Source organism: Wolbachia endosymbiont (group A) of Gymnosoma rotundatum (assembly GCF_947250765.1).
In the GTDB taxonomy this organism is placed as follows: domain Bacteria; phylum Pseudomonadota; class Alphaproteobacteria; order Rickettsiales; family Anaplasmataceae; genus Wolbachia; species Wolbachia pipientis.
In genome coordinates, this window is the sequence record NZ_OX366347.1 from 687,143 (window position 1) to 700,464 (window position 13,322).

Below are 13,322 nucleotides of genomic sequence, written 5' to 3' on the forward strand. Positions count from 1 at the left end.
TTCTCCTAAGAAACTCCCTCAATTAGCTCTTCCTGTTGCACCAAGATATAACCAAAAACCCGTGCCTTTTTGATCAAATTTTTCACGACTCTCTCTTTGTAACGTGTTTCGTAATAGTTCATTCCTTTTTCCACATACTCTTGTCCGTATCTCAACATTTGATAGAAGATACACGCTAATTTCCTTGCTGTAGCAGTAATTGCTTTTGGGGATCCCAGTTGCTTTTTTAATCTTCTATAATATGCACCCAATGCACTCTTACTTTTTCCCACGGCATAAGCAGCCATTCGAAATGCATTCGCAGCACGATTGATAACCTCACGAGTTCTTGTCCTAAATACTTTTTCCCCTGTAATCTTATTAGCAGGACTTAGCCCCAACCATGAAGTAAAATGCTTTTCTGATTGCCATTTACTGTAGTTAATACCAACTTCCGAAATAATAGCTTGTACAGTTAGTACATCAAATCCAGGAATTTTAGTAAAATCTATACCGGTTACTCGATACAATTCTTCACGCAAGGCAAAGTTTAGCTTATCTTTTCGATACTTACTTCTTTCCTTGCTTAACTCTCTACTCTCGTCAGATTTTGCTTCAAATGTCTTATAGTGGTTTTCAATATTTTTGTCACACTCTGCTATTTTTTCCTGATAAACATTGTATAGTTCAAATTCCTGCTGTAATGCAAATAAATGTTCCTCTCTGTAGTCACCTGTTAGTGCTTTGGCAATAGCCGATTTATCACTCTTTATTCGCACATCCCTTAATTCAGCTAATTTATTAGGATTTCTTTCACCTTCGATTATAGCCTTAATAATTTGCATTCCAGTGACACCTGTTATATGGCTTATTACTTTATGTAACTGAATATTCATTTGTACTAACGCCTTTTGCATCCTATTAATGTGTGTAGTCGCACTTTCTGTAAGATTTTTACGTTGCCGAACATAACTACGCAATATGCACATTTGATCATCTGGCCTAAACGATCCTTGGATTAACCCATAACTGTGTAGTTGTTGTAGCCATTGGCAATCCTGGACGTCTGATTTTCTCCCAGGTACATTTTTTACATGCCTTGCATTTGCCAGTTTTACTTCGAATCCATACGATTCAAGTACTTGGAACAAAGGAATCCAATATACTCCTGTTGACTCCATAGCTACTGTAGTAACTTTACACTTCTTTAACCACTTTGCTATATTGTGAAGATCTTCTGTGAAGCAGCTAAACTTTTGTACACGTTGTTCATCTCTTTCTTCAGGTATACATACATAATGCACAGATGAACCGATATCTATTCCTGCTGCGTTAGGATTCATTATCTCTAATTTACTTTTTGCTTTTTTCATGGTAGCTCCTATAATTTATAATAACGAAGCGCTTCAGCTTGGGAATGGTTAAGATTATACAATCTCCTAAACGAGGTAGTCATAAAATATGGCTCCATCAATGGTTCGAACGTTCCTCCCAAAACCATGCTATAAAACGGGCACTTATGGCACCAGTGAAACATTCGGTTATAACTGCAAAAGCACCTCCTGTACAATTGTACTTAAAAACTACTAAAACTTAAATTGGAGAGTTTCTTCCTGGTTTGACAGATTTTTCTGTTCGGTGCTATAAATTAAGTGAAAAAAAGGAATCAACTCCATTGGTCTGCAAGCTTCCAACGACCATCTATCTTATCAACAAGCTTACTTGCTACACGTTCACCATTACGAAGCTCAAATACTATTTGACGGACAGTGCTTTCCTCATCATGAGCAAACATCACCATGCCAGTGCTATAAAATCCACGTAAAGATCCAGCACCGCTTAGGCCTTGAAATGGATCTTCTTCCAGCATCTTTTTCGATAATTTTTTTGTGTGGTGAGTGAGTATTATGCCCGAATCTGGATTGATAACATTTCTCAGTCTTTCAAGCGTTTTTTGCAAAAAGAATAGCATAGCGCTATTGTCATTTTCATTGCCATATTCACTTGAGTTGAAGATGTTGCGAAGAGGATCGATTGCAATAATATCAGGTTTAAAACGCTCTTTAATAACATTTTTAATTTCATCTATTTCTTCACTGCTGAAAGATAATTGTACTCTTGGTGTAATGATTAAGTTATTGGCAGCTATAGCTTTTTTTACAATAATCCGAACAGACCGTAATATGCTACTGGCCTGCTATAGCCATAAACACATATCTTATCGCATTCGGACTATTATAAGAAAGGCTATATATTCAAAAGTTCGTTATCCAGTTGAAGTTGTTGCAAACGTTCTTTCATATATTCATATTCAATTTCAGTTTGCAGATAGAAAATTTTCATAGGTTTGCTTGGAGTCATACCCAAAAATGAAACTCCAGCAGCCATGTAAACAAGCCAAGAGATCAAAAAGTCGCTTTTGCCAATCTTAGGTGGGCCACCCAGTACTAATAGACCTCTTTTTGTCAGAATCCTTGGCGAGATTATATCTTCTGGTATTGGTGATTGATCATTCAAGTATTCTTTCACACTGAAAAAGGGAATTTTTTGACCGATATTGAAAAAGCTTTGTTCCATAATAATTATTCTCCAATTTTTAATTAAGCAATAGGTGCCAAAGTTTTGGCTTTAATTTTTGCAAGTAATTTACCCAAATGTGGTTCTTCAACCATATTCAAGCAGCCACTGCGATCTTTAGCTGGATATCCCCAACTATTAATAGTCTGACAGACAAATGAACGTTTCTCTGTTCCATCATCTTTCTTGATTCCAACCATGCTGATTACCTCATCAACTATCCCTGGAATCTCACTAGCAGTTTTAGCTCCTTCACATTGAGGTAGCCAAGTTGGACGATTGCAGTCATCGAGATATTGACCTAATGTGCCAACTGTGATGATGTCTTTATCTCTGATATGTTGAAACTGATTGAGCCATGCCATCATCTCTTGCGCAAGTATTCCGTAAGCAGCTCTCATGTCTTGCTTTCCACTTCTCTCAGAAAAAGCTTCAGGTTGCATCCTTGCCCATAATAGACATAAACGTGAAGCAACGGTTATACTATCCACAAAGATGCATCGGTATTTAGACACTTCAGAAAGAAGATCTTTGTGCTTGCTACAGACATGCTCATAGTGTTTCTGACTATACGCCTGATCAGATTTTAGTGCAGGGTTCGGACCACCAATTAGGCAGGCAATATCCCGAGCTTGATTCCAAGTACGAACACTAATTGAATCTCCCTGCCAATCTTGAACAGCAAGCAGACCTGCTTCAAAGTCAAGACATAGTGTTGGTTCACTTATAGTCTTTAAGAGACTGGTTTTACCAATACCGTAAGGACCAAAAATTACTACTTTTATGCCTGTAGTTGTTTTCAATCTTTCATTATTGTTTAAAATTTTAAAAGTCATTTATTTACCTCAATGGTATATGTTATATATTCAGGAAAGGTAGAATTTATGTTCAATTTTTCTTTTTGCCCTTGTAGTAGATGGAAGAGAGTTTTATACGTATTTTTCTTACCATAGTATTTAAAGTAGTTCTTGATATGTTGTTCATCTTAGCAACTTCATATAAGTTAAAGTACTTGAGTTGTTCGCATATCTTTTGCATCTTTCTTGGTAGCGTTGAAATCATGTAATCTACATCAGTACGTTTCGCTACTTCATCTTCAAAAGCTTCTGTTTTCTCAATATTGACATAGTTATTAATATTGCGCTTCATACATAGTTGTTTCTCCAATAAGTTATTGGCACGACGTTCAGTTAATCTTGCTACAAAAGTGTTAAAGCTACCTTTACTTTCATCATATCTATCAAGATAAGTCCAAATTTCACAGAAAAGTTCTTGCTCAAGATCTTCATGAGTTTCATGAGCAAAGCATTCAAAAAGTTTTAATCTCTTAGCTTGATACCGTATATTTTGAACAACTATGGCAGTTTTTAGTTTCATAACTTTTCCCTAAAACAATTAATGCTTTAAGGATGAGAACTTATAGGTGCACTTTGTAGGACAGGAGCAAAAATAAATAATACAGATGCAATTTTTAACCTATTGATATTCTATTGTTTTTTTTCGAGAATAATACAGTTCGATTTTTAAATAATACTGCAACAAAAAATTAGGCAAAAATTCATTTTTTTTGGACAAAAATTTTCCAAATCCTGAATATATATTATATAAGCCTTTCAAACTCATCACAGGTGTCAATTCTTACACAATCAGGAAGAGCAGCAATAGCAGCCAGCATAAAAGAGCAATCTCTACATCTTGCTTGGGGAAGTGGTGATTCAAGCTCTGGAAGTAGCCATCAGGTCGAAAAAGTTTTTGTTGAGGGTGAAATAGCTCTAGATCACCACACTATTAAAGACGTAAAGGTTTTTACAGGACAAACAGTGTATAAATCCAGTATTGACTATATAGTTGATAGCAGTAGTGGTGTAATAAAACGTACGGAAAATAGCTCTATCACGGCAAATAGTGCAGTTACTGTAGAATATACTCAAAGCACACCACCTGAACCTATAAATTCTATAAAGCTCTTGAATGAACTTGGCAGACGTACTGCAGATGAGGTTCTCTTTTGCACAGGTGATGAGAATGGAGAGCTTTTGACTCCAACAGGGAGGTTTAGGTCCTCAAATGTACCAACCAATAATTTGTACCTTAAATTTACTTTCGATTTCACGGATGCAGCAAATCAAGTGATAAGGGAACTAGGAGTTATGGTTGGTACTAAAGTAAAAAAAGAATTGCCTGAAGGACAGAGATATTTTGAACCTCAAGATATAGAAGACCATGGAATTTTGTTAGTTTTAGAACACACCGTACCACTTATCAGAACATCTGCAACTCGGGAAACTTTTTCATTTGTTGTAACTTTTTGAAACAAAATGACCTTAAATAGTTATTATAACCGCTTTAATCCTGACAAAGAATACGAAAAAAGCTTATTTCTTGCTGGAAGAGGTCTACAGTCTGCAGAATTAAATGAGACTCAGGAGTATGCTCTTTCTAAGCTTAAAGGCATAGGTGATGCAATATTTCGTGATGGCGATGTTATAACAGGAAGCAATTGTATTATAGATGGGGAAACTGGTAAAGTTACACTTGAGTCAGGAAAAATCTATCTTCGTGGAGCAGTTAGAAAAGTCGAAAAAGAAGAGTTTGTTATTCCACTGAGTACCACAGTGCGTATCGGTGTTTATTATCTAGAATCTACGATTACAGAACTTGAGGACGAAAATCTTCGTGATCCTGCTGTTGGTACACGTAATTATCAAGAAGTAGGGGCAGCAAGGCTTAAAGTTTCTACCATTTGGGGATACCAAGTAGAAAGTGTTACTGTTAACTCTACAAATGGCGAATTTTACCCAATTTACAATATTGAAAATGGAGTATTGATAGAACATTCACCGCCACCACAAGCAAATATAGTAACTACTGCTCTTGCTCGTTATGACAAAGAGGCAAATGGTTCCTACGTCGTAAATGGTCTTGAAGTAATGTTCCTGCAAAAGGAAGAGGGAGAAGGAGGAAAAAAAATATTTGTGATTAATGAGGGCAAAGCTCATGTTGATGGCTATGAGATTGAACTTCCTCACAGTATTCGTGTTTCTTTTGATGAAGATCCGGATATAAAATCAGTTGAATCAGAGCCACATACTTTTCAGCCAAATAGCCAAAGAGTAATGGAACTGAAGGTTAATGATTTTCCAATAAGTGAAATCAAAAAAGTAGATATAACTGTTCAAAAAACTATTACCATTACTCACGGTTCATATTCAGGAGCCATTGATCCGATACCTGACTCTGCAGTACTTGAAATTATTCAAATTAAACAAGGCAATGTTATTTATGAAAATAGTATAGATTACAAATTAAACGCAGGAAACGTCGATTGGTCATTACCTGGTAAAGAGCCAGCTCCTGGAAGTAGTTATCAAATAACTTACCGCTGTCGTACTCATGTAAGTCCTGAAGATATAAATGAAGAGGGATGTAAAGTAAGAGGTGCCGTTGATAACAGTCTGGTTCTGATTGATTACACCTGGAAAATGCCCCGCTATGATTTAATTACTATCGATAGCAAAGGAGCAGTAAGGAGAATAAAAGGTATAGCTCACCCTTGGCGACCATCGATGCCTAAAGCGCCCTCTGGACAACTTTTGCTCTGCTACATTCATCAGACGTGGAAAAACGGAGAAAAAGAAGGGGTAAAAATAGTGAATAATGCTATTCATGCTGTACCAATGAATGAGCTTGAAGCAATGAAAAAAGGAATAAATGATCTTTATGCGCTGGTTGCACAGGAACGTTTACGCAATGATGCAAATTCAAGAGAACCTACCACCAAAAAAGGAGTATTTGTTGACCCATTCTTTGATGATGATATGCGTGATCAAGGAATTTCGCAGTCTGCAGCGATAGTAAACAAGGAATTAATTTTACCAATAGATGTAACGATTGCTGATATTGATGGAGGAGAAAAAACTTATTTGTTGCCATATGAACTTAAACCGGTACTGGAGCAGCTTTTACAGACTAAAGGAGAAAAGATTAATCCATATCAAGCTTTTGATCCAGTCCCGGCACAAATTACTCTAAATAAAAACATTGACCACTGGACCGAGGTTACCACTAATTGGAAAAGTCCAGTAACCAGAGTATTTAATGTTAAAGAAACGACAGAGCTGCTGTCAAGTACTTCATACGAAACTGAATTTATGAGAGAAGCAACTCAAAATTTTGAGATTGAAGGTTTTGAGCCAAATGAAAAACTTAAAGAAGTAAAATTTGATGGAATTTTTATTCAACCTCAAGCATAGAAAATATTTGAAAGAAAAACATGATCGCAACATTTATTGCTGATAACAGAGGAAAAATAAAAGGAAGATTTACTGTACCAAGAAACATTCCTGCTGGAACTAAGTTAGTGCAGTTCCTCGGTGATAAAGGCAGTTATGGAGAAGCAACTTATACTGGTAAAAAAACAATTACCATAGAGGAAAGAAGAAGAGTTATCGCAGCAAGAAGAGTTGATCCTTTAGCGCAAACATTTACTTTAAATGAGAGCAGACACATAGGGGGTCTAGATTTATGGTTCACAAATAGCGGCAAAAAACGTGTTGTTGTGCAGATTAGAGAAACAGCAGTGGGAATGCCCTCGCAGACTGTCATTGCTGAAAGTTATATTGAGCCAAAAGATATAAAGATAGATGGCACAGCAACACGTATAGAGTGGTTACCAGTGTTTTGCCATGCAGGACAAGAGTATGCAATAGTGCTACTCACTGATGATGCAGATACTGCAGTAAAAATAGCAGAGCTTGGCAAATATGATACAGTAAATATTCGTTGGGTAACAAGTCAACCATATCAAGTAGGAGTATTACTTTCATCAAGCAATGCAAGTACCTGGACTCCACATCAGAACTTAGATTTAACGTTTCGGCTTTTGGCTGCAAAATTTAGCGAAGTTTCTCACATTATTGATCTTGGCAAGGTTACTGCAAATAACGTATCAGATTTAATTGTTTTGACGAACGTCGAAAAAGTAGCATTTGATACCAATGTGGAATTTATTTTAACAGATGAAGAAGGAAAAGAAAATTTTTTGTCTGATAATTTGCCGCTCGCACTGCGTGAAAGAATAAATGGGGAATTAACGGTAAAAGCAAGCCTAAAAGGAGGGCGAGAGAAAAGTCCTGTTCTCTATCCTGGGTTACAGCTAGTTATGGGTAATATAGGGGAAAAAGGAGATTATGTTACAAGAAGTATTACAGCAGGAACTAACACTAAGATAACAATTACCTATGATGCGCTAATACCTGGCACTGCAGACGTAAAAGCATATGTGCAGAAAAGCGTCAAAGAATGGCAGCTAGTAAATTTAACCTCGGGAAAACCAATAGGGGAAAATTGGGTAGAGAGAACTCATGTGCTAACAAACTTTAATGGTAATGAGACAAGGATAAAATTAGTTTTAAGTGGAACAGTTGTCTATCGTCCTAAAGTCAAAAATTTGCGAGTGATTATTACTTAAATCAATGCCAAATGACCAAAGCAAACGAGGATATACACTACCACATCCAGAAAATATTGCTGTGCAGGATGTTGTTCGTATCCGTACCACAATTGAGAAAATAGATGAAGATATTACCGAAAGAGAAGATGAGCATAATCAACTTAAGAGTAATTTTGAGCGGTTTAATTTTGAGACTTTTTTAAATTTTTGGAAATGAAAGAAGCAATATACCAAAGGATAAAGGATTTAGCAGCAAATAGCACACCTGATCAACTGGCATATCTTGCAAAATCGCTGGAATTGATAGCAGATAAAAAAGCTATTGCTGACATTGTGCAGATGACTGAGGTAAAAGAGATAATTGATGCACTACAAAAGAGGCTTAAGGATTTAGCAGAAAACAGTACACCAGATCAATTAGCATATCTTGCTAAAGCATTGGAATCAATAGTCGACAAAAGTGCAGTTTCTGAAATTGTACAGATGACTGATGGTAAGCTAAAAGAACTTCTTGATAGTGCAAAAAAACACTTAACTGATCTGGATAATAAAAAAGCTAGTTCTTTAGCAGTGATCTCTGAATCAGAGAAGCAGTTATTAAAGAGAATTGATGAAAAAGGAACAACAAATTTATCGCTACTTGATACGAGAAAGAATGCCAATATTGCAGCAATAAATAGCATTAGTAACAGTCATAAAGATGGTCTTAAAGGTTTAGTGAATAACTTCCGTACTGTTAATGATGTGCCAAGTGGCTCATCAATTATTAGGGAAATAGAAACTCGAATTGAAAACATCCTGAATGAGGTAAAAACTCGGGATGAACAGTTAAAAGCGTCTCTTATAAATGAAATAAGAAAGCGCAACATGGTTGAACCAGGGTCATTACCTTTCTTATTTGGTGTACTTGGCAGAAAAAATAATTATTTTGGCCACGGAACTTTTACGACAGAGCTTGGAAAGTGGAGTAGTGATATAACAAAAACAGACTATATGCTACAACTATAGTATTTCCTAAAGTAAATGATAAAGGTATAATAAGGTATTTGGGTTATAATGGCGTATAGTGTGGATTTAAGAGAAAAGGCAATATCGATGATAGGAAAAGGGAAGACGAAGGTTGAGATGGCAGAGCTTCTGGAGATAGGAATAGCAACTTTGTACCGCTGGTTAAAAAAGAAAGCTGCTGGTGAAAGCCTCAAGCCATCTAAAAACGGCAGCTTTATTCGAAAAATAGACCCAAAAATACTCGAAGAATATGTTACAAAGAATCCAGATCATACTCTGGCAGAGATGAAACAAAATCTTGGATTTGGAATAAATTCAATTTGGTATAGACTAAAACAGCTAAAAATTACTTTAAAAAAAAGTCACACTATATCAAGAGCGCAATCAAGAAGATAGGCAGCAGTTTATTGATAAAATCTCAAAAATAGACCATTCCAGCATCTTATATATAGATGAAGCAGGAGTTGATAATAAATTATACCGAGAATATGCAAGAGGAAAGAAAATTTATGCAGATATTCCAGCGAGAGAGAATCAGTATAGTAGCCGGGTGGATTGGAATGAGATTTATTGCACCAATGACTTTCAAAGGTGGGTGTGACAAAGAGGTATTCAATATATGGTTGGAGAAGATGTTATTACCTAAATTGCCACTTGGCACAACCATAGTTATGGATAATGCTACATTTCATAAGACCACTAAAACAAAATCATTAATAGAGTCTTTTGGCTGTCATGTGCTGTATCTTCCAACATATTCACCAGATTTGAATCCCATAGAACACTGTTGGCATACCATCAAAAGCCGCCTCAGACCTCTAATGTATAAATGTACAGATTTACAACTTTTGGTTGGTAATACCATAATGGAAATTTATCATTCATTTTAGAAAATACTATAGCAGAGAACTTAGGTTTGGCAGAATACGGAAGCTTTTTACCGGCAGGATTAAAGATAAAGCTTCCTGTTATTCAGAAACCAGTACAAAAGTCAAAATTAAAGGTGTGGGAATAAATGCAGCCAGATTTTATAATAGATAAATGTGAATCAATTAAAGATAGAGTTATATCATTGCGCCTTACCGATGAATCTGGAACAATAGATGATGTAGTTGAAGTACATGTTGATTATAGGGATGAAAACACAGATGTTCCGAATGAATTAAATATCGCTCTAGGTTACAGAGAAACTGGAGTCTTACCAATGGGCATATATACAGTCAACGAAGTTACAATACAAAGTCCACCTAAGACTCTACTAATCAAAGCTCATGCAACAAATTTAAGACTATCATTAAAGGAGAAAGCATCTAAAGAATGGCATCAAATTACTCTAGGTAGCTTGGTTAAGGAAATAGCAGAAAAGCACGGATATGGGTGCAGAGTTGCAGAAGAATTTGAAAATATGTTGATTCCACATATTAACCAAACAGAAGAAAGTGATATAAGTTTACTAACAAAAATAGCAATAGAACGCGAGGCAATGGCAAAGTTAGCTGGCGGATACATACTTTTTATTCCCAAAGGCAAAGCAAAGTCGGCAACTGGAAAAGCTTTAGGAACAACAGCTATTAGACCTCAAGACACAATAAATTGGAAGGTTCACTTTACCGTGAGTAGGTACAATTCAGTAATTGCAAAATGGCATAGCTATGAAAAAGGTGAAACTATATCAGAAATAGCTGGTTCTGGTAGTCCAAGTTATACTATACAAACGCTTTACTCTAATGTAGAATCAGCATTAAGTGCAGCAAATGCTAAGTTAAAACAATTAAAGCGAAATAATGCAGTATTGGATGTCACTATGCCTGGTAATCCAGAACTATTTGCAGAGGCAAAACTTAGCTTGTTAGGGTTTCATCAAGATATAGACGGTGAATGGATAATTGACAGAGCAGAACACATGTTAGATGGTTCAGGTTATCGCACTATGTTATCAGCATCAACGTTAAGAAAAAATCAGTAAACCAAATGTTTAATGTTAAAAAAAGTATTGAATATGAATAGAGACTCAAGAAATAAGCTACACTTTTGGTGGTGTATAACAATGATAATATGTATTGTTATTACCTATTGCTATATGAGAGCAAAAGCTACAGATAATTATAAAACAATATTACGAACTGCTTCTAAGAACTGCAGCCTAGAAGTAGTAAAATTTTCGGCTAATAATTTATTAGATATTAATACACAGATTCCCGAATTAACAGCATTACATTATGCATCCGGTGCAGGATGTTTGGAGGTTGTTAAATTTCTAATAGAGAAAGGAGCTGATATAAACACAGCAAACTATGAAAAATGGACAGCTTTACATTCTGCTGCATATAGAGGAAATTTAGAAATAATTAGGTTTTTATTAGAAAAAGATGCAAATCCCAAAATTAGAGATAAAGACGGAAAAAATCCTAGAGATGTAGCTGTAATAGAATCACGGCACAATAAAGATAAACCTTACAGAGAAATTATTAAGCTACTTGCAAATGCAGAGGAACAGCATAAATCAAAATAGTAGTTACTAAATTAGCTATCCATAATAAATTCATATTTTAAATCATTATGCAAAATCAAAAAATCCCAATCGCAGTAATTGTAACGATGTTAATACAGACGGTAGCGGCGATTTGGTGGCTTGCCAAACTGGATTTACGAGTGCATATACATGAAAAACTCATAGAACAAAATAATGGATTAACTGTTACGGTATATCGTCTGGAAGAGCGGGTAAAAAATCTTTCTGAGGAGTTGGATGAGCTTAAGGCTGATTTAAAGTAATTATTCTTCTACTTTTGGTGTGTAAGCATCAGATTGAGATTGACGATCTTTCCAATTTTTGATGTATTGCTCAACTAATGGAGGGTCTCCTGTTATAATTAGTAGATTCTCAGCATTTTTTTCCTGTGCGGCGTCAGAGAAATTGAAAGATCCGGTTATGATTTTTTTGTTATCAATAATCATGACTTTATTGTGAGCGATTGCTGGTTTGAAATCAATATAAATCTTAATACCTTGCTCGAATAGCTCATTGATGACACTATATTTTGTATGAATTTGCGACTTATCAAGAATTATCTTAACTTCTACACCTCGTTTTTTGGCTTGAATCAAGGACTCAGCAATAGGCTTTGAGGTAAATTGGTATGCCTGAACCAACACGGATTTTTTAGCATGATCCACAGAATCAATTATTAGATTGGTGCAATTTTCTCTAGGAGTAAAACATACAGTAGTACTAGGACAAGAAACACAACCTGATAAAAGAGAACAAGTTAATAAAATTATTAAATATCTAAACATGATTAAATATATCCTTTCAGTTGATGGCGGAGGCATAAGGGGCATAATACCAGCCATCATTCTAGCAGAAATAGAAAAAAGAACAAGAAAGAGAGTAGCTGAAATCTTTGATCTTATGGCAGGAACCTCAACTGGTGGAATTGTTATAGCAGGATTATGTAAAAAAGATAAACCTCAATATTCTACTAATGATTTAGTCGAGTTCTATCGGGAATATGGACCATATATTTTTAAGTCTTCATTTTTTAGGCGATCAATACTATCTTGGTTTAACTGCGCACAATATCCACATAAAAATATTGAATTTGTACTGGATAAATATTTTGGTGATGATACTTTACAAAGCACCTTAAATAAGGTACTGATTGCAAGTTACGATATTCACAATAATTGCCCATTTTTCTTCAAAAGCTGGAAAGAAGGTAATATTAAGCTGAAAGATGCACTCAGAGCTGCAACGGCTGCACCTACTTATTTCATACCAAAACATCTCAAAATTAACCAGATAAACAGAGTATTAGTGGATGGAGGGGTTTTTGCCAATAATCCAGCGGCTTGTGCATATGCAAGTGGTAAAAAATTGTTTCCAAATGATGAGATTATACTGTTATCACTAGGTACTGGTAGAACAGATAGAAGCATAGCTAATTCAAGGAGATTTGGAAAAATAAGCTGGATAAAACCACTACTACATGTGATGTTTGCCTCAAGTTTAGATGCAGTAAACTATCAACTTAATCAAGTTATAGCTGATAAATATATACGTATACAATCGCAATTAAAAATAGCGTCACCCGACATGGATAATATTACATCAAAAAATATCAAATCTCTTCAGCAAGAGGCAAAGGCAATGATAGAGGATAACCAGAAATTAATAGATAAACTTTGCGATTTCATATCTTGATTTATACCAAGCAAAATTCAACTGAGCCAAAAAAGTTGGTTAGCAAATTCTGCAGAGCTAAACAAGGGTTTGGAATAGATAATATATTAACTATTCTTACTT

15 protein-coding genes and 2 pseudogenes are annotated in these 13,322 nt (G+C 35.5%); 12 read left to right on the top strand and 5 right to left on the bottom strand.

Annotated features, from left to right (window positions below; genetic code table 11):
• Positions 1–5: 5 nt before the first annotated feature.
• From OOK97_RS03420 to OOK97_RS03440, 4 genes and pseudogenes are all read right to left on the bottom strand, one after another.
• A complete protein-coding gene (locus OOK97_RS03420; protein ID WP_264705004.1) occupies positions 6–1,352 on the bottom strand; it encodes an IS110 family RNA-guided transposase in 1,347 nt (448 codons plus the stop codon).
• 293 nt (positions 1,353–1,645) lie between these two features.
• Positions 1,646–2,556, bottom strand: a pseudogene (locus OOK97_RS07415) (AAA family ATPase).
• Positions 2,557–2,579: 23 nt separating this feature from the next.
• Complete coding sequence (locus OOK97_RS03435) at positions 2,580–3,392, bottom strand: ATP-binding protein (protein ID WP_264705628.1); 813 nt, start codon at positions 3,390–3,392, stop codon at positions 2,580–2,582.
• A gap of 52 nt (positions 3,393–3,444) precedes the next feature.
• Complete coding sequence (locus OOK97_RS03440) at positions 3,445–3,933, bottom strand: sigma-70 family RNA polymerase sigma factor (protein ID WP_230609203.1); 489 nt, start codon at positions 3,931–3,933, stop codon at positions 3,445–3,447.
• A gap of 251 nt (positions 3,934–4,184) precedes the next feature.
• Here OOK97_RS03440 and OOK97_RS03445 point away from each other — a divergent pair, with 251 nt between their 5' ends.
• From OOK97_RS03445 to OOK97_RS03495, 11 genes and pseudogenes are all read left to right on the top strand, one after another.
• A complete protein-coding gene (locus OOK97_RS03445) occupies positions 4,185–4,868 on the top strand; it encodes a hypothetical protein (RefSeq protein WP_264705629.1) in 684 nt (227 codons plus the stop codon).
• Positions 4,869–4,874: 6 nt separating this feature from the next.
• Positions 4,875–6,809 (top strand): DUF4815 domain-containing protein, encoded by a 1,935-nt coding sequence (locus tag OOK97_RS03450; protein WP_264705630.1) that lies wholly within the window; start codon positions 4,875–4,877, stop codon positions 6,807–6,809.
• A 20-nt stretch (positions 6,810–6,829) separates the two neighbouring features.
• Positions 6,830–8,026 carry a hypothetical protein gene (locus OOK97_RS03455; protein ID WP_264705631.1) on the top strand — a complete coding sequence of 399 codons (1,197 nt, stop codon included), beginning with the start codon at positions 6,830–6,832 and terminating at the stop codon, positions 8,024–8,026.
• 4 nt (positions 8,027–8,030) lie between these two features.
• A complete protein-coding gene (locus OOK97_RS03460; protein WP_065094988.1) occupies positions 8,031–8,225 on the top strand; it encodes a hypothetical protein in 195 nt (64 codons plus the stop codon).
• Positions 8,222–9,013 (top strand): annotated as a pseudogene (locus OOK97_RS03465) (hypothetical protein); the annotation flags it as partial. The gene OOK97_RS03460 and the pseudogene OOK97_RS03465, both read left to right, overlap by 4 nt.
• A 51-nt stretch (positions 9,014–9,064) precedes the next feature.
• Positions 9,065–9,412, top strand: coding sequence for a transposase (locus OOK97_RS03470; protein WP_264705632.1), 348 nt, complete (start codon positions 9,065–9,067; stop codon positions 9,410–9,412).
• A 92-nt stretch (positions 9,413–9,504) separates the two neighbouring features.
• The gene (locus OOK97_RS03475) at positions 9,505–9,906 is read left to right on the top strand and encodes a transposase (RefSeq protein ID WP_264705633.1); all 402 of its coding nucleotides are present in this window, start codon (positions 9,505–9,507) and stop codon (positions 9,904–9,906) included.
• Between the two features lie 26 nt (positions 9,907–9,932).
• Positions 9,933–10,031: a tail protein X gene (locus tag OOK97_RS03480; protein ID WP_264705634.1), complete on the top strand. Its 99-nt coding sequence runs from the start codon at positions 9,933–9,935 to the stop codon at positions 10,029–10,031.
• Positions 10,032–10,982, top strand: coding sequence for a contractile injection system protein, VgrG/Pvc8 family (locus OOK97_RS03485; protein WP_264705635.1), 951 nt, complete (start codon positions 10,032–10,034; stop codon positions 10,980–10,982).
• 12 nt (positions 10,983–10,994) lie between these two features.
• Entirely contained in the window at positions 10,995–11,528 is a 534-nt protein-coding gene (locus OOK97_RS03490; protein WP_264705636.1) for an ankyrin repeat domain-containing protein, read from the top strand.
• 47 nt (positions 11,529–11,575) lie between these two features.
• Positions 11,576–11,791, top strand: a complete 216-nt coding sequence (locus OOK97_RS03495; RefSeq protein ID WP_064085525.1) for a hypothetical protein — start codon at positions 11,576–11,578, stop codon at positions 11,789–11,791.
• Here the strand turns inward: OOK97_RS03495 and OOK97_RS03500 are convergent, their stop codons facing one another.
• Complete coding sequence (locus OOK97_RS03500; protein ID WP_264705637.1) at positions 11,792–12,313, bottom strand: phospholipase D family nuclease; 522 nt, start codon at positions 12,311–12,313, stop codon at positions 11,792–11,794.
• Here OOK97_RS03500 and OOK97_RS03505 point away from each other — a divergent pair.
• The gene (locus OOK97_RS03505; protein WP_264705638.1) at positions 12,312–13,220 is read left to right on the top strand and encodes a patatin-like phospholipase family protein; all 909 of its coding nucleotides are present in this window, start codon (positions 12,312–12,314) and stop codon (positions 13,218–13,220) included. The two genes, OOK97_RS03500 and OOK97_RS03505, sit on opposite strands and share 2 nt — an antisense overlap.
• Positions 13,221–13,322: the final 102 nt, after the last annotated feature.